Below are 18,769 nucleotides of genomic sequence, written 5' to 3' on the forward strand. Positions count from 1 at the left end.
TCGGCCGGGTCGCGGAACCGTGAGGGTCCGCGACCCGGCCGCCGTGCGTCGCCCTTACGTATCCTGTGCCTCCAACTGCTTGTCGGGGGGAGGGACCAGGGCGTGCCGCTGCGCAGCGACGACCCCAGATCGGTCGGCGGGTACAGGGTGGTCGACCGGCTCGGCAACGGCGGCATGGGCGTCGTCTACCGGGCGAGATCCCGCTCCGGCCGCGAGGTCGCCGTGAAGGTGGTGCACGCCCAGTACGCGCAGGACGCCGTCTTCCGCAGCCGGTTCCGCCAGGAGATCGAGGCCGTCCGCAAGGTCAGTGGTGCCTTCACCGCGGCGGTCGTGGACGCCGACCCGGAGGCGGAGCGCCCCTGGATGGCGACCCAGTACGTGCCCGGCCGCTCGCTCGCCCAGCGGATCCGCGACCGGGGCCCGCTCCACGACAGCGAACTGCGTCCCCTGGCCCTGGGGCTGGTGGAGGCGCTGCGGGAGATCCACCGGGCCGGTGTGGTGCACCGGGACCTGAAGCCGGCCAACGTGCTGATGGCGGACGACGGTCCCCGGGTCATCGACTTCGGCATCTCGCGCGCGGCGGAGAACCTCTCCCTGACCGAGACCGGCCAGATGATCGGCACCCCGCCGTTCATGTCCCCGGAACAGCTCACCGACGCCCGTACGGCGGGCCCCGCCTCGGACGTGTTCTCGCTGGGGACGCTGCTGGTGTACGCCGTCACCGGGCGAGGCCCCTTCGACGCGGACAGCCCCTATCTGACGGCCTACCGGGTGATCCACGACGAACCCGTCCTGGACGGGGTGGACGCGAGGCTGAGCACCGTACTGGCGCGCTGTCTGGCCAAGGAGGCCGCCGACCGGCCCGGACTCGAGGAACTGGCGCGGGAGTTCGAGGCGGCCCTGCCGGAGCCGGAGCCGGGGGCCCTGCCCGCGGTGACGCGGCGCGAGGACATCGCGGCCGCCGCCACGGAGATCCACGTGGGGACCGGGCCCGGCGCGGACGCGGAGCCGGACCCGCGCCCCGCCCGCCGACGCCGTCCGCGCCCCCTGCTCGCCGCGACCGGCACCGTCTGCGCGCTGGTCCTCGGGCTGACCGCCTACCTGCTGGGGCCCGGCCAGGCGCGCACCGGCGACGCGGCGACGCCCGCGCCGTCCCCCACCTCCCGCTGGACGGCACCGCCCAGCGGCTGGCAGCCCTGGCAGACGACGGTGTTCGCGACGGCGGCGGCGGGCACACGCCGGTCGCTGCCCGCGAAGGACGGCAACAACGGCGGCGCTCCCTCCTGCCAGGTGCACGGCGAGGACGTCTACTGCGGGGGCGCGGGAGCCCTCCCGGTCCGCGTCGACGGCCGTACCGGCAGGACGGTCTGGCGCGCGAGCATCGCGCCGGCGACCACCGAGCGGGACCGGTACTACGCCGGGGTCCTCGGTGTCCGGGACGGCACCGTCCTCGTGAAGCAGACCGTCTTCAGCGGTGAACCCGTGGTGGACCCGGTCGATCTCGTCGCCCTCGACGCCGACACCGGTGAGCGGCTGTGGACCCGTCGGATGGGCACCGCCGACATCGACCCGGCCCTGATCGGCGACCTCGTCCTCGCCCCCGAACCGGATGGCCGGACGGTCACGGCCCGTTCACCGCGCACGGGCGCCGAGCGCTGGTCCCTGCCGATGCCCGCCGGCCACCACTGCGTGGTCACCACGGCCGGAGCGGGCACGTACGCGCACTGCCGCCCGGTGACCCGGGACGCGAAGGCGGCCAACGCGGAATCCCGGGTCCTGGTCGTGGACCGCGCCGACGGCTCGGCCAGGACCGTGAAGGTGCCGCTGGAGAGCGTCCTCCTGGGCGTGAAGCAGGGAGATCTGGTCCTGGTCGGGGAGGACACCGAGCACACCGACGCGGCCCCCGGCAGCGACCCGGCGTACGACACGACCCTGCTCGTGGACCTGGAGACCGGGGCCCGCGTGATGACGAAGCCGGGTGGGAACGGGCGGGGCCGGGTGGCCCTGACGGGCGGAGTGCTGGTGTTCACCCGGTCCGGCGGCCAGGTGACCGCCGTGTCACCGCACACGGGCGAGCTGCTGTGGCGGACCAGGACCAGTCTGGAACGGCCGGGCGAGCCCGGGTACGACGCTGTGACGGGCACCCTCTACCTGGCCAGCGCCACGGGCAGGGTCGCGGCGCTCGACAGGGTCAAGGGCACCCTGCTGTGGGAGACGCTGCCCCGGGCCACACCGTCCTGGTCCGTGCAGGGCGCTCCCTGGGCGATTCCCCAGGCGGGAGCGCTGGTCGTGGCCGTCTCCGACGGCACGCTCTTCTCCCTCGACCCCGCCCACCCCGACCGGGAACCCGCCGCGTCGGGGTGAGCGCCTGTCGTGCGAAGGGCGGCCGTCCCTCGCGGGACGGCCGCGTGAGGGCTACGGCAGCGCCAGCATCCGCTCCAGCGCGAGCTTCGCGAACGCCTCGGTCTCCTTGTCCACCTCGATGCGGTTGACGAGGGTGCCCTCGGCGAGGGACTCCAGGGTCCACACCAGGTGGGGCAGGTCGATGCGGTTCATCGTCGAGCAGAAGCAGACCGTGCGGTCGAGGAACACGACCTCCTTGCCCTCGGGCGCGAAACGGTTCGCCAGCCGCCGCACGAGGTTCAGCTCGGTGCCGATCGCCCACTTGGAACCGGCGGGCGCGGCCTCCAGCGCCTTGATGATGTACTCGGTCGACCCGACGTGGTCCGCCGCCGCCACGACCTCGTGCTTGCACTCGGGGTGGACCAGCACGTTGACGCCCGGGATCCGCTCCCGTACGTCGTTCACGGACTGCACGCTGAAGCGCCCGTGCACCGAGCAGTGGCCCCGCCACAGGATCATCTTGGCCGCCCGCAGCTGCTCGACGGTCAGGCCGCCGCCCGGCTTGTGCGGGTTGTAGACGACGCAGTCGTCGAGCGACATGCCCATGTCCCGCACGGCGGTGTTGCGTCCGAGGTGCTGGTCCGGCAGGAACAGGACCTTCTCGCCCTGCTCGAAGGCCCAGTCCAGCGCCCGCTTCGCGTTCGACGAGGTGCAGATCGTGCCGCCGTGCTTGCCGGTGAAGGCCTTGATGTCGGCGGAGGAGTTCATGTACGAGACCGGCACGACCTGCTCGGCTATGCCGGCCTCGGTCAGCACGTCCCAGCACTCGGCGACCTGCTCGGCGGTGGCCATGTCGGCCATGGAGCACCCGGCGGCCAGGTCCGGCAGGACGACCTTCTGGTCGTCACCGGTGAGGATGTCCGCCGACTCGGCCATGAAGTGCACACCGCAGAACACGATGTACTCCGCCTCGGGGCGGGCCGCCGCGTCGCGGGCCAGCTTGAAGGAGTCGCCCGTGACGTCCGCGAACTGGATGACCTCGTCGCGCTGGTAGTGGTGGCCGAGCACGAAGACCTTGTTTCCGAGCTTCTCCTTGGCAGCGCGGGCGCGCTCCACGAGATCGGGGTCGGACGGGGAGGGGAGGTCACCCGGGCACTCGACACCGCGCTCGCTCCTCGGGTCGGCCTCGCGGCCGAGCAGCAGCAGGGCGAGGGGCGTCGGCTGTACGTCGAGCTCCTGGGTCTGGGCGGTGGTCACGACACGCACCCTTTCTGTTCTGCGGCTCGCCGCCCGGTGGAGGGTCGGCGGGACATTCGGGCTATCCTTTTCGTCGAATTGACGCTATCTATCATAACCGCTTCACGTCACGTTGACGATGCCCATAGCGTCGATGTGACATGAATCCCGGCGTGGGGTTGTCCACCGCCTTGAGCCGCTCGGTGCCCACCGCACCGGCCATGTGCGAGCATGAAGAGAGACGCGAACGGATCCGCGCGGCCCGGAATGAATCCGGCGCCCCGGCGGTTGCAATCGTCGGCAAGCAGTCTCCGTACAACCCGGGAGAGATGTAGATGTCCGTATCGGACGAGACCGGCACCGTCACCGACGGCATCATCGTGACCGACGCCGCCGCGGCCAAGGTCAAGGCCCTGCTCGACCAGGAAGGCCGTGACGACCTGGCCCTGCGTGTCGCCGTTCAGCCCGGCGGCTGCTCCGGCCTGCGCTACCAGCTCTTCTTCGACGAGCGCTCGCTCGACGGCGACGTGAAGAAGGACTTCGACGGTGTGAAGGTCGTCACCGACCGCATGAGCGCCCCGTACCTGGGCGGCGCCACGATCGACTTCGTCGACACCATCGAGAAGCAGGGCTTCACCATCGACAACCCGAATGCGACGGGTTCCTGCGCCTGCGGCGACTCCTTCAGCTGAGCCCCGCCTGCGCGGTGGCGCCACGCGCGCCAGAGGTACGACGAAGGCGGCGACCCCCTCCGCGGGGGGCGCCGCCTTCGTCGTACCGTCATGCGTCCTCGTCCCGCCCGCGGCGGGGGCGCCTACCGGGGCTGCAGCTCCGCGATCCCGCCCTCCGGGATCGTCTCGCCGTCCGACCCGACAACCTTCCGGTCACCCAGCGGCTCGTCCAGCGTGACCGTCCGCTCCACCACCTTGGCGATCATGATGCAGACCTTGCCCTCCCACGGGGTGTCGGTCACGGTGACCTTCACCTCGCCCGACTCCTCGCTCACCGAGGCCGAGTAGTCGCTGCACACGCCGCCCCAGAAGGACACGGTCAGCTTGTCGCCGTCGACCGTGTAGCCCTGCACCTTCACCTCGTGCGAGGACGATCCGGTCGGCGGTGTGTCACCCGGCTCGCCGGGCCGCTCGGTCGGCTCCGAGCGCGGCTCGGGGGCGGCCAGGTACGCCGGGTCCACCGCCGGATGCGTCACCGTGTAGCTGTCCTGGGCTCCCGTCGGCCGCACCTCGAACAGCCACGACGGCACCAGCGCCGGGTGACCGTCCACCTGATGCGACGCGAGGCCGAACACCGCGTCCTCGACGGTGACCGCCTCCGGCTTGGGCAGCGCGGTCATCCGCTCGCACGGCGTCTCGTCCGCCACGACCGTCCCGCCCTCCCCGGCAGCGCCGTTCTCGCCCGCCAGCGGTACGGGACCGGTGCAGCCGCCGATGCCGCCGCGCTCGGTGCCGGCACCCTGGCCCGAGCCGTTCATCAGCTCCAGCGCCCGCTCGGCGTCGACGACGGGGTACGTGTCGCTCTTCACCGGCGACTTCAGATTGCCGCTGCCGCCGACCACCTGGCCGTCGGCGCCGACCTGGACACCGGTCGACCAGCCGTACGTGGGCAGTCCACCCACCTCGGGATCGGCGTTCACCACGCGTACGGCGCCCATGAGCTGACCGGCGTCGAGCTTGGCGTCGTCCTGGCCGACGGCCTTCAGGACGGGTGCCGCCGCCTTCCTGGCGACCGCCTCGCTCACCGGGTCCCCGCCCTCGGCGGTGCCCGACGTGCAGACGTCGACCTTCCGGCAGTTGTCGGTGCCCGGCGTGTACCGGTTGAACGTCCAGGTCCCCGGTGCCTGCCGGTTCACCCGCAGCACCGGCCCCGAACCGTCCCCGGCCGCCCCCACCTGCCAGGCCTCGCCCTCGGCGGTCGGTTCGCCCTCCACCCCGAGTGCCTTCGCCAGCCGCGCGACCTCCGCGGCCGTCACCTCGCCCTCGACCAGGTGGACCGCGGCGGAGTCGGGGCCGTCGGGCAGGTCGCCGTCAGCGCGGTAGACGACCCCGTTGGGGTCGGGCTCACCGGGTGCGATGCCGTTCGAACCACCGCCGGGGTACCCGTCGAGCGTGAGCGGCGGGGGAGTGCCGTCACCGCCGGGCGCCCCGGAGCCGCCCGCGCTGCCGTCGGCCCCACCGGACGAGGTCGAGGCGAGGAGCGCCCCGCCACCCCCGACCAGCAACACGGCGGCGGCCACCGACGCCACGACCAGTCGCGAACGGGGACGCCGCGGACGCCGTAGGGGCTCGGGCTCGGCCGGGTCACCCTCGTGAGCGGGGGCGGGGGCGGGGGCGGGAGTCGGATCGGTAGCCGAAGTGGCCGCCGGAGCCGGAGCCGGATCGGAAGCCGGAGCCTGCTCGGCAGGCGCATCGGCCTTCTCGCTCTGCACGGCCTTCTCGCTCTGCACGGCCTTCTCGCTCTGCACGGCCTTCTCGCTCTGCACGGCCTTCTCGGCGCTCTCGGAACTCTCCGGCCGCGCGGCCGTCTCTGTCTCCTCGGCGTTCCCGGTCGCGTCGGCCGCAGGGGCGTCGTCCCCGGCAGCCCCGAGTTCCGCGGTGGCGTCGGGCGCGGGGCCCTCGTCCGGGTTCTCGGGGTTGTCGGGTCGCTCGGGGTTCACCGCATCGCTCCTTCGGCAAGTCGTACACCGCCTCCCCTATACGGGGGACAGCGATGGGACGCGGCGGAGGAGCCGACGGTTCCCTCAGTCGCCGTACTCCGGCATCGCGTCGACCAGGCGCGCGGACGTCGCCGGCACCGTCACCCCGTGAATGAGCGAAGGGGACACCGGAGCCGTAATGACCTTCGCGGGGGCCGCCCAGTGCGGAACCATCCGGGCGCAGTCGCCACGCAGGGCCGCGAGGCCGCCGTCCGGGTCGAACGGGACGGTGCCATGGATCTTGGGGTTTGTCATAACGGCACCGTACGCATCGGAAACCCCACGAAGAAAGACCTACTATCGGGTAGTTTCGCCTGCTTCAGTGCACGCGGACGACCCGGTAGCGTGAACTGTCAATCCCCCTCCCTTCGCAGGAGTGTGTCCTCGCCGTGCGTATCGCAGTCTCCGGCTCCATCGCCACCGACCATCTGATGACCTTCCCGGGCCGCTTCGCCGACCAACTCGTCGCGGACCAACTGCACACGGTCTCCCTCTCCTTCCTCGTCGACCAGCTCGACGTACGCCGAGGCGGTGTCGGCGCGAACATCGCGTTCGGCATGGGGCAGCTCGGCACGCGGCCGATCCTGGTCGGCGCGGCGGGTGCCGACTTCGACGAGTACCGCGCGTGGCTCGACCGGCACGGAGTGGACACCTCCTCCGTGCGCATCTCCGAGACGCTGCACACGGCCCGCTTCGTGTGCACCACGGACGCCGACCACAACCAGATCGGCTCCTTCTACACCGGCGCGATGAGCGAGGCCCGCCTCATCGAGCTGAAGACCGTCGCCGACCGGGTCGGCGGCCTCGACCTCGTCCTGATCGGCGCGGACGACCCGGAGGCGATGCTCCGCCACACGGAGGAGTGCCGCTCGCGGGCCATCCCCTTCGCCGCGGACTTCTCCCAGCAGATCGCCCGTATGGGAGGGGAGGAGATCCGGATACTGCTGGACGGCGCCACGTACCTGTTCTCCAACGAGTACGAGAAGGGCCTCATCGAGTCCAAGACCGGCTGGTCGGACGAGGAGATCCTCGCGAAGGTGGGCCACCGGGTGACCACGCTCGGCGCGCGCGGTGTCCGTGTCGAGCGGGCCGGGCACGACCCGATCGAGGTCGGCTGCGCCGAGGAGGAGCGCAAGGCCGACCCCACCGGTGTCGGCGACGCCTTCCGGGCCGGGTTCCTGTCCGGGCTGGCGTGGGGCGTCTCGCTGGAGCGGGCCGCGCAGGTCGGCTGCATGCTCGCGACGCTGGTCATCGAGACGGTCGGCACGCAGGAGTACCAGCTGCGGCGTGGGCACTTCATGGAGCGGTTCACCAAGGCGTACGGGCAGGACGCCGCCGAAGAGGTTCAGGCTCACCTCGGCTGAGGTCGCCGTCGCGACCACCGGGTCGTCGCGACCACGGGGTCGTCGCGACCACGGGTCGCCGAGGCCGATCGTCGTCGGCCGTCGGTTCGATGTGCTTGCTCGCGCGGTTCCCCGCGCCCCGGGTTTCCCGGGGCGCGGGGAACGCGTCAGCTCACCCTGCGCACCACGTACGCCGAACCCCGCTCCACCGGCTCCTCGCCCACGTACTCCTGGCCCCGCATCTCGCACCACGCCGGGATGTCCAGGCGGGCCGCCTCGTCGTCCGACAGGACGCGGACCGTGCCGCCGACCGGGACGTCCCCGATCACCTTGGCCAGCTCGATGACGGGGATCGGGCACCGCCTGCCGAGCGCGTCCACGACGAGGGTGTCCTCCCGCACGGCCGCCACGGTGGTGGTCGTCGGCGCCCCGAGCTTCTCGCGCACCGCCGCGACCGCCCCCGGCAGCACGGACAGGAACCGCTCGACGTCCTCGGCCGCCGCCCCCGTCGGCAGCGAGACCCGCACGTTCCCCTCGCTCAGCACCCCCATGGCCCGCAGCACATGGCTCGGCGTCAGCGTGCTGCTCGTACAGGAGGACCCGGAGGAGACGGAGAAGCCCTCGCGGTCCAGCTCGTGCAGCAGTGTCTCCCCGTCGACATAGAGACAGGAGAAGGTGACTACTCCGGGCAGCCGGCGCTCCGGGTCGCCCACCACCTCCACGTCCGGCACCAGCGACGGCACCCGCGCCCGGATCCGCTCCGTCAACTCCCGCAGCCGTACGGCCTCCTCGTCGGCCTCCGCCCGCACGGCCCGCAGTGAGGCGGCGGCCGCCACGATCGCCGGGATGTTCTCGAAGCCGGCGGCCCGCCCCGACTCCCGCTCGTCGGTGGGCCCTTGCGCCGCGAACCGCACACCCTTGCGGACGACGAACAGCCCGACTCCGGACGGTCCGCCCCATTTATGGGCACTGCCGGTCAACACCGACCAGTCCCCGTGCACCCGGCCCCACCCCAGCGACTGTGCCGCGTCCACCAGCAGCGGCACCCCGGCCTCCCGGCAGACCGCCGCCACCTCGGCCACCGGCTGCTCGGTCCCCACCTCGTGGTTGGCGGACTGGAGGCAGGCGAGCGCGGTGTCCGGCCGCAGGGCCTCGGCGTAGGCGGACGCGGTGACGGCCCCGGCACGGTCCACCGCCACCTGGGTGACCGCTCCGCCCCCCGCCTCGTGCACCTCCGCCGCGTGCAGCACCGAAGAGTGTTCGACCGCCGACACGATCAGGTGACCTCCCGTCCGCCGCCGCCCGGCCAGCACGCCCGCGATCCCGGAATGCACGGCCCGCGTCCCGGACGACGTGAAGACCAGTTCGTCCGCCCGGCACCCCACGGCCTCGGCGGCGGCCTCCCGGGCCGCGTCGAGCAACAGCCGGGCCCGCCGCCCCTCCCGGTACAACCGCGCGGGATCCGCCCACCCCTCGTCCAGTGAAGCCAGCAACGCCTGCCGGGCGACGGGATGGAGAGGAGCGGAGGAAGCGGAGTCGAAGTAGGCCACAGGTCAACGCTAAAGCCTCGGGCCGACGACAAAGGGGTGCGGGGAACTCCGCGAACGACCACAACACCCCCCGCACCCGCCAAAACACCCGAACCCCCGAGCTATTAGGCACCCGGCGTGACCCCCGGCGAGTTGGTACCCCCTCCCCGCGCGACCCCAAAACGCGTCCAGTAGGGTTTGGTCCGCATAAACATCCAAACCCCTGCCCGTCGCAGGGCGGCGACCGACCAGCGAGAAGGCCGCAGCCATACCGCGCGGGCGAGACTCTCGGGAAGGCGCTACGTGAGTCCCAACGGCTCCGACCGCTCGCCGCGGCGCCCGATGCGGCGGAAGCTGCTGCAGGCAATGACCGCAGGCCTGGTCCTGGCGACCGCCACCGGTTGCACATGGGAGGACTTCCCCCGCCTGGGTATGCCCACCCCGACCACGGAAGAGGCTCCGCGGATCCTCTCCCTGTGGCAGGGGTCGTGGGCGGCCGCGCTCGCCACGGGCGTGCTGGTGTGGGGCCTGATCCTGTGGAGTGCTTTCTTCCACCGGCGCAGCCGCACCAAGGTCGAAGTTCCCCCACAGACCCGGTACAACATGCCCATCGAGGCGCTGTACACGGTCGTCCCGCTGATCATCGTCTCGGTGCTCTTCTACTTCACCGCCCGCGACGAGTCGAAGCTCCTCGACACGTCGAAGAAGCCCGACCTCACGGTGAACGTGGTCGGCTTCCAGTGGAGCTGGTGCTTCAACTACATCGAGAACGTCGACGGCTCCACGGGCGACGCGAAGACCGACGAGAACCTGGCCGCCATCCCGGACCGGTTCAAGGAGGACTTCCCGGCGAACGCCGGCGGCGCCTACACCTGCGGCATTCCTGGCGACAAGAACCCGCAGACCGGCAACCCCGGCCCGACCCTCTGGCTCCCTGAGGGCAAGACGGTCCGCTTCGTCCTCACCTCGCGTGACGTCATCCACTCCTTCTGGGTGGTGCCGTTCCTGATGAAGCAGGACGTCATCCCGGGCCACACCAACGCCTTCCAGGTGACCCCCAACCAGGAGGGCACCTTCCTGGGCAAGTGCGCCGAACTCTGCGGCGTGGACCACTCTCGGATGCTCTTCAACGTGAAGGTCGTCTCCCAGGAGCGCTACGAGGAGCACCTCAAGTCGCTCGTGGAGAAGGGTCAGACCGGTTACGTCCCGGCCGGCATTGAGCAGACGAGCCACGAGAAGAACCGGGAGACGAACCAACTGTGAGCATCCTCAACGAACCCCAGGGTGCTTCCGCCGAGACCGGAGGCTCGTACGAGGACGAGCTGCCGGTACGGCGCAAGCAGCCCGGCAACGTCGTGGTGAAGTGGCTGACGACCACCGACCACAAGACGATCGGCACGCTGTACCTGGTCACGTCGTTCGCGTTCTTCTGCATCGGCGGCGTCATGGCGCTCTTCATGCGCGCCGAGCTCGCCCGCCCGGGTACGCAGATCATGTCGAACGAGCAGTTCAACCAGGCGTTCACGATGCACGGCACGATCATGCTGCTGATGTTCGCGACGCCGCTGTTCGCCGGATTCGCCAACTGGATCATGCCGCTGCAGATCGGCGCGCCCGACGTGGCGTTCCCGCGGCTGAACATGTTCGCGTACTGGCTGTACCTCTTCGGCTCGCTCATCGCGGTCGGTGGCTTCCTCACCCCGCAGGGCGCGGCCGACTTCGGCTGGTTCGCCTACAGCCCGCTGTCGGACGCGGTCCGCAGCCCGGGCATCGGCGCCGACATGTGGATCATGGGTCTGGCCTTCTCCGGCTTCGGCACGATCCTCGGCTCGGTCAACTTCATCACCACGATCATCTGCATGCGCGCGCCCGGCATGACCATGTTCCGCATGCCGATCTTCACCTGGAACGTGCTGCTGACCGGTGTCCTGGTCCTGCTCGCCTTCCCGGTCCTCGCGGCCGCGCTGTTCGCCCTGGAGGCGGACCGCAAGTTCGGTGCGCACGTCTTCGACGCGGCCAACGGCGGCGCCCTGCTCTGGCAACACCTCTTCTGGTTCTTCGGCCATCCAGAGGTGTACATCATCGCGCTGCCGTTCTTCGGCATCATCTCCGAGGTCATCCCGGTCTTCTCCCGCAAGCCGATGTTCGGCTACATGGGCCTGATCGGCGCGACCATCGCGATCGCCGGCCTCTCCGTCACGGTGTGGGCGCACCACATGTACGTCACCGGTGGCGTACTGCTGCCGTTCTTCTCCTTCATGACGTTCCTCATCGCCGTACCGACCGGTGTGAAGTTCTTCAACTGGATCGGCACGATGTGGAAGGGCTCGTTGTCCTTCGAGACGCCGATGCTCTGGGCGACCGGCTTCCTGATCACCTTCACCTTCGGTGGTCTGACCGGTGTCATCCTGGCCTCGCCCCCGATGGACTTCCACGTCTCCGACTCGTACTTCGTGGTGGCGCACTTCCACTACGTCGTCTTCGGCACCGTGGTGTTCGCGATGTTCTCCGGCTTCCACTTCTGGTGGCCGAAGATGACGGGCAAGATGCTCGACGAGCGCCTCGGCAAGATCACCTTCTGGACGCTGTTCATCGGCTTCCACGGCACCTTCCTCGTCCAGCACTGGCTGGGCGCCGAGGGCATGCCGCGCCGGTACGCGGACTACCTCGCGGCCGACGGTTTCACCGCGCTGAACACGATCTCCACGATCGCCTCGTTCGTGCTCGGTCTGTCGATCCTGCCGTTCCTCTACAACGTGTGGAAGACCGCCAAGTACGGCAAGCCCGTCGGCGTCGACGACCCGTGGGGCTACGGCCGCTCCCTGGAGTGGGCGACCTCCTGCCCGCCGCCGCGGCACAACTTCCTCACCCTGCCGCGGATCCGCAGTGAATCCCCGGCGTTCGACCTGCACCACCCGGAGATCGCCGCGCTCGAGCAGCTCGCGCACGGCGGCCCGGCGGCCAACGAGCTCGCGACCAGCGGCAAGGAGGCCGGCAAGTGAAGGTCCAAGGCAAGATGTTCATCTGGCTGAGCGTCTTCGTCCTCGCCATGGCGATCGTCTATGGCGTGTGGTCGAAGGAGCCGGCCGGCACCACGGCGCTGTTCCTGGCCTTCGGTCTGTGCATCATGGTCGGCTACTACCTGGCCTTCACGGCCCGGCGGGTCGACGTGGGCGCGCAGGACGACAAGGAGGCCGACGTCGCGGACGACGCCGGTGAGCTGGGCTTCTTCAGCCCGCACAGCTGGCAGCCCCTCGCCCTGGGCGTGGGCGGCGCGCTCGCCTTCATGGGCGTCGTCTTCGGCTGGTGGCTGCTGTACTTCTCGACCCCGATCATCCTGATCGGCCTGTGGGGCTGGGTCTTCGAGTACTACCGCGGCGAGAACCAGAACCAGTAGCACCGCGCCGCTAGCACGCACCGCGCGTACGGAAGCCCGGACACTCCGACAGGAGGTCCGGGCTTCCCCCTTTCGCCACGTCCCGCGTAGCCCACTCGGGTCACCCGGCGCGCCGCGCCCGACGGGCGTTCCTACGTTGAACCCATGAACACATCACCCCGTAACCGCACGGTCGCCGGCTGCGCCCTGCTGGTGGTCTCCCTGGGAGCGGGCGTCACCGCCTGCGGTTCCGGTGGCCACCCCCTCTCGGGCACGCCCTACGACGCGGCCGACCACGTCTCCTTCAACACCCCCACCGGCGACGGCGAGAAGGCCGACCCGGACAAGCCGCTGGAAGTCACCGCCGAGGACGACGGACGCATCACCGACGTCACCGCCGTGGACGCCGCAGGACGCTATGTGGCGGGCGAACTCTCCGCCGACGGGGGTCGCTGGCACTCCACCTCACCGCTCGCCGCCAACGCCCGCTACACGGTCCACGTGAGCACCGAGGACGAGGACGGCGCCCCCGGCCGCGAGACCATGGCCTTCGACACCGGCCGCCCGCTCACCAAGAAGCGCCTGAACGTCACCTTCGGACCGAAGGAGGGCAGGTACGGCGTCGGCCAGCCCGTCACCGCCGAGCTCAGCCGACCGGTCGAGGACAAGGCCGCGCGGGCCGTCGTCGAACGGGCGCTCAAGGTGGACTCGACGCCGGCCGTGGAGGGCGCCTGGCACTGGGTGGACGACAAGAAGCTGCACTACCGGCCCAAGGAGTACTGGCCCGCCGAGGCCACCATCCGGGTGCACAGCAACCTGGAGGGGCTCAAGATAGGCGACCGGCTCTGGGGCGGCAGGGCCGAGCCCATCGAGCTGACGACCGGCGCGAAGATAGTCGCCGTCACGGACGCCTCGGCGCACCAGATGACCGTCTACAAGAACGACGAGGTCATCAAGCAGATACCGGTGACCACCGGCATGCCCGGCTACGACACCCGCAACGGGGTCAAAGTGGTGCTGGCCAAGGAAGGTACCGTTCGTATGACCAGCGCCAGCATAGGTGCGTCGGACTTCTACGACCTCACCGTGCACCACTCCGTCAGGGTCACCAACAGCGGCGAGTACGTCCACGCCGCCCCCTGGTCCACCGGCTCCCAGGGGTACGCCAACGTCAGCCACGGCTGCACCGGCATGAGCACCGGCAACGCCCAGTGGTTCTACGACACCATCAACGAGGGCGACATCGTCGAGGTCGTCAACTCGGCCGGCGACACCATGGCCCCCTTCGGCAACGGCTACGGCGACTGGAACCTCGACTGGAAGAACTGGCGCGAGGGCAGCGCCCTGGTGGGCGGCACGAAGGAAGTCCCCGGGCCCCAGGTGCAGGCCCGCCTGAGGCCGGAGTCGGTCTAGGCGCTCAGCGCCTGCCTGCTGCGGAGCAGGGCGGCGAGCGCCGCCGCGAACTCCACCGGCTCCACCGGCAGGGTCACCGCAGCGTCCGCCCGGCTCCACGTCGCGAGCCACGCGTCCTGCGGCCGACCGATCAGCACCAGCACCGGCGGGCACTCGAAGATCTCGTCCTTGATCTGCCGGCACACCCCCATGCCCCCCATGGGCACGGCCTCGCCGTCCAGGACGCAGACGTCGATCCCGCCCTTGTCCAGCTCCTTGACGACGGCGGCGGGGGTCGCGCACTCCAGGAACTCCACCTGGGGCACGTCCGGTGCCGGACGGCGCCCCGTCGCCAACCGAACTTGTTCGCGGGTGTTGGAGTCGTCGCTGTAGACCAGCACCGTGGCGGTCGGCTGCATTGTTCCTCCGTGACGTCAGCGTCTTAAGGACAGGCCCGATGCGCGGATGCTACTCCCTCGAACACCACGTCAGCACCGGTACGGAAGGGAGCAACACTCCGAACGGCACCCCCCGGAGTGAGGGCGGGATAAGCGACCGACATAATGTCGGTCGTGGCGACAGCAACGACAGTAGAAACCGGGCACGCGCACCCGTCGGTCAACCGGCCGAACCTCACCAGCGTCGGAACCATCATCTGGTTGAGTTCCGAGCTGATGTTCTTCGCGGCCCTCTTCGCGATGTACTTCACCCTGCGATCGGTGACCGGTCCGGAGTTCTGGTCGGAGAAGGCCGACACCCTGAACTTCCCGTTCTCGGCGACGAACACCACGATCCTGGTGCTCTCCTCCCTCACCTGCCAGCTCGGCGTGTTCGCCGCCGAGCGCGGGGACGTGAAGAAGCTCCGGATGTGGTTCATCGTCACGTTCGTGATGGGTGCGATCTTCATCGGCGGTCAGGTCTTCGAGTACACCGAGCTGGTCAAGCACGAGGGCCTGTCGCTCTCGTCCGACCCGTACGGCTCGGTCTTCTACCTGACCACCGGCTTCCACGGCCTGCACGTGACGGGCGGTCTCATCGCCTTCCTGCTGGTCCTCGGACGCACCTACGCGGCCAAGAGGTTCACCCACGAGCAGGCGACCGCGGCCATCGTCGTGTCCTACTACTGGCACTTCGTCGATGTCGTCTGGATCGGCCTCTTCGCCACGATCTACATGATCAAGTAGATCGGTCGGCCGAGCCGGGCCGACCGACGCGCCCGCCTCGTACCGAGAACGACCCTTCCAGAAGCACCGACGCAGAAGATCCTGACACCGGGGTAATCCGTGAAAAAGCTCTCCGCACGACGACGCCATCCGCTGGCGGCGCTCGTCGTCCTAACCATCGCGCTGGCGGCCTGCGCGGGGCTGTACACCGCCTTCGCACCCGCGGACAAGGCGGTGGCCGAAGAAACCGCGCAGACCCTCACCATCGAGGAGGGCAAGAAGCTCTACGCCGTCGGCTGCGCGAGTTGCCACGGCACCGGCGGTCAGGGCACCTCCGACGGTCCCAGCCTGGTGGGTGTGGGCGCGGCGGCCGTCGACTTCCAGGTCGGCACCGGCCGTATGCCGGCCCAGCAGCCGGGCGCGCAGGTCCCGAAGAAGCCGGTCGTCTACTCGCAGGCCGAGATCGACCAGCTCGCGGCGTACATCTCCTCCCTGGGCGCCGGCCCGGAGATCCCGACCGAGAACGAGTACGACCCCGAGGGCGCGGACATCGCCGAGGGCGGCGAACTCTTCCGGACCAACTGCGCTCAGTGCCACAACTTCACCGGCAAGGGTGGTGCGCTGTCCGAGGGCAAGTACGCGCCGTCCCTTGAGGGTGTCGACCCGAAGCACATCTACGAGGCCATGCAGACGGGCCCGCAGAACATGCCGTCCTTCCCCGACACCACGCTGTCGGAGGAGAACAAGAAGGACATCATCGCGTACCTCGACGCGGTCAACAGCGACGACACCGTGGAGCCCGGTGGCCTCAGCCTCGGCGGGCTCGGCCCGGTCAGCGAAGGCCTCTTCGGCTGGGTGTTCGGGCTCGGCGCGCTGATCGCCGTCGCCGTCTGGGTCGCCGCTCGGACCGCAAAGGCCAAGAAGTCATGAGTAGCCAAGAGATTCCAGAAGAGAACCTGCCCACCGAGCAGGACACGCACGGCGCGGTGACGGTCGCGGACGAGAAGAACCCCTTCGCGGACCCCGGCCTGCCGCCCCACGAGCACCGGGTCCAGGACATCGACGAGCGGGCCGCCAAGCGGTCCGAGCGCACGGTCGCCCTGCTGTTCACGGTGTCGATGCTGGCCACCGTCGGCTTCATCGCCGCGTACCTGATGATCGACGTCGACAAGTCGGTCTACATCTGGCCGATCGGTCACATCAGCGCGCTGAACTTCGCGCTGGGCATGACGCTGGGCCTGTCGCTGTTCTGCATCGGCGCCGGCGCGGTCCACTGGGCCCGCACGCTGATGTCGGACGTGGAGGTCGCCGACGAGCGCCACCCGATCGAGGCCTCGCCCGAGGTCAAGGCGAAGGTCCTCGCCGACTTCGCGCAGGGTGCCAAGGAGTCCGCGCTCGGCCGCCGCAAGCTGATCCGCAACACGATGTTCGGCGCGCTGACCCTGTTCCCGCTCTCCGGTGTCTTCCTGCTCGGCGGCCTCGGCCCCGCGCCCGGCACCAAGCTGCGGCACACCACGTGGGCCAAGGGCAAGAAGCTCGTCAACATGAACACCAACGAGCCGCTGCGCCCCTCGGACGTCGCGGTCGGGTCGCTGACCTTCGCCATGCCGGACGGCCTGGACGAGCACGACCACGACTTCCAGAAGAACATCGCCAAGGACGCCCTGATGATCGTCCGGATCCAGCCGGACGACATCAAGGACAAGCGCGAGCTGGAGTGGTCCCACGAGGGCATCGTGGCGTTCTCGAAGATCTGCACCCACGTGGGATGCCCGATCTCCCTGTACGAGCAGCAGACGCACCACGTGCTCTGCCCCTGCCACCAGTCCACCTTCGACCTCGCCGACGGCGGCCGGGTCATCTTCGGCCCCGCGGGTCACGCCCTTCCGCAGCTGCGGATCACCGTCGGTGAGGACGGCTACCTCCAAGCGGTCGGCGACTTCGAAGAGCCCGTCGGTCCTGCCTTCTGGGAGCGCGGATGAGCACTACGACCAGCACCGACGCACGCGACAAGCGTGACAAGGCCCCGGCCGGCGAGCGCGTGGCCGACTGGGCCGACGGCCGGCTCGGGATCTACTCCCTGGCCAAGGCCAACATGCGCAAGATCTTCCCCGACCACTGGTCGTTCATGTTGGGCGAGATCTGCCTGTACAGCTTCATCATCATCATCCTCACGGGTGTGTACCTGACGCTGTTCTTCCACCCGTCGATGAACGAGGTGGAGTACCACGGCAGCTACGTCCCGCTGCAGGGCCAGCTGATGTCCGAGGCGTTCAACTCGACCATGCACATCTCCTTCGAGGTGCGCGGTGGTCTGCTGATCCGGCAGATCCACCACTGGGCCGCGTTGGTCTTCCTCGCCGGCATGTTCGTGCACATGATGCGTGTGTTCTTCACCGGCGCGTTCCGCAAGCCGCGTGAGGTCAACTGGCTGTTCGGCTTCCTGCTGTTCGTCCTCGGCATGTTCACCGGCTTCACCGGTTACTCGCTCCCGGACGACCTGCTCTCCGGCACCGGTGTCCGCTTCATGGAGGGCGCGGTCCTGTCCGTGCCGATCGTCGGCACGTACCTGTCGTTCTTCCTCTTCGGCGGGGAGTTCCCGGGCGGCGACTTCGTGGCCCGCTTCTACTCGGTCCACATCCTGCTGCTGCCGGGCATCATGCTCGGCCTGGTGGTGGCGCACCTGATCCTGGTCTTCTACCACAAGCACACGCAGTACGCGGGTCCCGGAAAGACGAACAACAACGTCGTCGGCATGCCGCTGCTCCCCGTGTACATGGCGAAGGCCGGCGGCTTCTTCTTCCTGGTCTTCGGTGTCATCGCGATCATCTCGGCGATCGCCACGATCAACCCGATCTGGACCATGGGCCCCTACCGGCCCGACCAGGTCTCCACCGGTGCCCAGCCCGACTGGTACATGGGCTTCTCCGAGGGTCTGATCCGTGTCATGCCGGGCTGGGAGATCAACTTCTGGGGTCACACGCTCGTCCTGGGTGTCTTCATCCCGCTGGTGATCTTCCCGCTGGTCCTGGTCGCGATCGCGGTCTACCCGTTCATCGAGTCCTGGGTCACCGGCGACAAGCGCGAGCACCACATCCTGGACCGCCCGCGCAACGCGCCGACCCGTACGGCCTTCGGTGTCGCGTGGATCACCTGGTACATGGTCCTGCTGATCGGTGGTGGAAACGACCTCTGGGCGACCCACTTCCACCTGTCGATCAACGCCATCACCTGGTTCGTCCGGATCGCGTTCTTCGTGGCCCCGGTCCTCGCGTTCATCGTCACCAAGCGCATCTGCCTCGGCCTGCAGCGCCGGGACAAGGACAAGATCCTGCACGGTCGCGAGACCGGCATCATCAAGCGCCTGCCGCACGGTGAGTTCATCGAGGTCCACGAGCCGCTCAGCCAGGAGCAGCTGCACACGCTCACGGCGCACGAGCAGTACAAGCCGGCCGAGATCGGTCCCGCGGTCGACGAGAACGGTGTCGTCCGCAAGGTCTCGCGCCTGGAGAAGGCCCGCGTCAAGCTGAGCAAGGGCTACTACGGCGAGGACAGCCAGATCGCCAAGCCGACCGTCGAGGAGTACAAGGAGATCACGAGCGGCCACGGCCACCACTGATCGCTTCGCTTCGCCGTGCTCCGACCTGGATAGGGTGGACGCACCAACAGGTCTCACG

Annotated in this window: 16 protein-coding genes; 11 read left to right on the forward strand and 5 right to left on the reverse strand. The window is 69.6% G+C overall.

Going from position 1 to position 18,769, the window contains the following annotated elements:
- Positions 1-102 precede the first annotated feature (102 nt).
- Entirely contained in the window at positions 103-2,364 is a 2,262-nt protein-coding gene (locus tag RM704_RS22425) for a serine/threonine-protein kinase (protein ID WP_033528191.1), read from the forward strand.
- Between the two features lie 51 nt (positions 2,365-2,415).
- On the opposite strand, the gene nadA is transcribed toward RM704_RS22425, so the two are convergent.
- Positions 2,416-3,600 carry a quinolinate synthase NadA gene (gene nadA, locus RM704_RS22430; RefSeq protein ID WP_033528190.1) on the reverse strand — a complete coding sequence of 395 codons (1,185 nt, stop codon included), beginning with the start codon at positions 3,598-3,600 and terminating at the stop codon, positions 2,416-2,418.
- A gap of 314 nt (positions 3,601-3,914) precedes the next feature.
- Between nadA and RM704_RS22435 the strand changes: the two genes are divergently transcribed.
- On the forward strand, positions 3,915-4,271 hold the full coding sequence (locus RM704_RS22435) for a HesB/IscA family protein (RefSeq protein WP_033528189.1): 357 nt from the start codon (positions 3,915-3,917) through the stop codon (positions 4,269-4,271).
- Between the two features lie 122 nt (positions 4,272-4,393).
- Here the strand turns inward: RM704_RS22435 and RM704_RS22440 are convergent, their stop codons facing one another.
- Together RM704_RS22440 and RM704_RS22445 are read right to left on the reverse strand one after the other, a co-directional pair.
- A complete protein-coding gene (locus tag RM704_RS22440) occupies positions 4,394-6,250 on the reverse strand; it encodes a hypothetical protein (RefSeq protein WP_033528188.1) in 1,857 nt (618 codons plus the stop codon).
- Positions 6,251-6,334: 84 nt separating this feature from the next.
- Positions 6,335-6,544, reverse strand: coding sequence for a hypothetical protein (locus RM704_RS22445; RefSeq protein WP_033528187.1), 210 nt, complete (start codon positions 6,542-6,544; stop codon positions 6,335-6,337).
- A gap of 134 nt (positions 6,545-6,678) precedes the next feature.
- Here RM704_RS22445 and RM704_RS22450 point away from each other — a divergent pair, with 134 nt between their 5' ends.
- Positions 6,679-7,653, forward strand: coding sequence for a carbohydrate kinase family protein (locus tag RM704_RS22450; RefSeq protein WP_033528186.1), 975 nt, complete (start codon positions 6,679-6,681; stop codon positions 7,651-7,653).
- Positions 7,654-7,799: 146 nt separating this feature from the next.
- Here the strand turns inward: RM704_RS22450 and RM704_RS22455 are convergent, their stop codons facing one another.
- On the reverse strand, positions 7,800-9,182 hold the full coding sequence (locus RM704_RS22455) for a cysteine desulfurase/sulfurtransferase TusA family protein (RefSeq protein WP_033528185.1): 1,383 nt from the start codon (positions 9,180-9,182) through the stop codon (positions 7,800-7,802).
- A 282-nt stretch (positions 9,183-9,464) separates the two neighbouring features.
- Here RM704_RS22455 and ctaC point away from each other — a divergent pair, with 282 nt between their 5' ends.
- The 4 genes from ctaC (at position 9,465) to RM704_RS22475 (ending at position 13,950) form a co-directional block, all read left to right on the forward strand.
- Positions 9,465-10,424, forward strand: coding sequence for an aa3-type cytochrome oxidase subunit II (ctaC, locus tag RM704_RS22460; protein WP_033528184.1), 960 nt, complete (start codon positions 9,465-9,467; stop codon positions 10,422-10,424).
- Positions 10,421-12,163 (forward strand): aa3-type cytochrome oxidase subunit I, encoded by a 1,743-nt coding sequence (ctaD, locus tag RM704_RS22465; protein ID WP_033528183.1) that lies wholly within the window; start codon positions 10,421-10,423, stop codon positions 12,161-12,163. Before ctaC ends, ctaD begins: the two co-directional genes overlap by 4 nt.
- A complete protein-coding gene (locus tag RM704_RS22470) occupies positions 12,160-12,558 on the forward strand; it encodes a cytochrome c oxidase subunit 4 (RefSeq protein WP_033528182.1) in 399 nt (132 codons plus the stop codon). The genes ctaD and RM704_RS22470 overlap by 4 nt, the downstream gene beginning before the upstream one ends.
- Before the next feature lie 144 nt (positions 12,559-12,702).
- A complete protein-coding gene (locus tag RM704_RS22475; RefSeq protein ID WP_033528181.1) occupies positions 12,703-13,950 on the forward strand; it encodes a L,D-transpeptidase in 1,248 nt (415 codons plus the stop codon).
- Here the strand turns inward: RM704_RS22475 and RM704_RS22480 are convergent.
- On the reverse strand, positions 13,947-14,348 hold the full coding sequence (locus tag RM704_RS22480; protein ID WP_033528180.1) for a response regulator: 402 nt from the start codon (positions 14,346-14,348) through the stop codon (positions 13,947-13,949). The genes RM704_RS22475 and RM704_RS22480 overlap by 4 nt on opposite strands.
- A gap of 144 nt (positions 14,349-14,492) precedes the next feature.
- Between RM704_RS22480 and ctaE the strand changes: the two genes are divergently transcribed.
- The 4 genes from ctaE to qcrB all read left to right on the forward strand — a co-directional run bounded on the left by ctaE (position 14,493) and on the right by qcrB (position 18,711).
- Positions 14,493-15,113, forward strand: coding sequence for an aa3-type cytochrome oxidase subunit III (gene ctaE, locus RM704_RS22485; protein ID WP_033528179.1), 621 nt, complete (start codon positions 14,493-14,495; stop codon positions 15,111-15,113).
- Positions 15,114-15,212: 99 nt separating this feature from the next.
- Positions 15,213-16,022 (forward strand): cytochrome bc1 complex diheme cytochrome c subunit, encoded by an 810-nt coding sequence (qcrC, locus tag RM704_RS22490; protein WP_033528178.1) that lies wholly within the window; start codon positions 15,213-15,215, stop codon positions 16,020-16,022.
- The gene (gene qcrA, locus RM704_RS22495; protein ID WP_033528177.1) at positions 16,019-17,074 is read left to right on the forward strand and encodes a cytochrome bc1 complex Rieske iron-sulfur subunit; all 1,056 of its coding nucleotides are present in this window, start codon (positions 16,019-16,021) and stop codon (positions 17,072-17,074) included. Before qcrC ends, qcrA begins: the two co-directional genes overlap by 4 nt.
- Positions 17,071-18,711, forward strand: a complete 1,641-nt coding sequence (gene qcrB / locus RM704_RS22500) for a cytochrome bc1 complex cytochrome b subunit (RefSeq protein WP_033528176.1) — start codon at positions 17,071-17,073, stop codon at positions 18,709-18,711. Before qcrA ends, qcrB begins: the two co-directional genes overlap by 4 nt.
- Positions 18,712-18,769: the final 58 nt, after the last annotated feature.

Source organism: Streptomyces gottesmaniae (assembly GCF_031845845.1).
Lineage (GTDB): Bacteria > Actinomycetota > Actinomycetes > Streptomycetales > Streptomycetaceae > Streptomyces > Streptomyces akebiae.

Coding starts and splice junctions, on each gene's coding strand:
- ctaE (WP_033528179.1), top strand. CDS start 14,493: ATGTCGGTCGTGGCGACAGCAACGACAGTAGAAACCGGGCACGCGCAC.
- qcrB (WP_033528176.1), top strand. CDS start 17,071: ATGAGCACTACGACCAGCACCGACGCACGCGACAAGCGTGACAAGGCC.
- RM704_RS22445 (WP_033528187.1), bottom strand. CDS start 6,544: ATGACAAACCCCAAGATCCATGGCACCGTCCCGTTCGACCCGGACGGC.
- qcrA (WP_033528177.1), top strand. CDS start 16,019: ATGAGTAGCCAAGAGATTCCAGAAGAGAACCTGCCCACCGAGCAGGAC.
- RM704_RS22480 (WP_033528180.1), bottom strand. CDS start 14,348: ATGCAGCCGACCGCCACGGTGCTGGTCTACAGCGACGACTCCAACACC.
- RM704_RS22435 (WP_033528189.1), top strand. CDS start 3,915: ATGTCCGTATCGGACGAGACCGGCACCGTCACCGACGGCATCATCGTG.
- RM704_RS22475 (WP_033528181.1), top strand. CDS start 12,703: ATGAACACATCACCCCGTAACCGCACGGTCGCCGGCTGCGCCCTGCTG.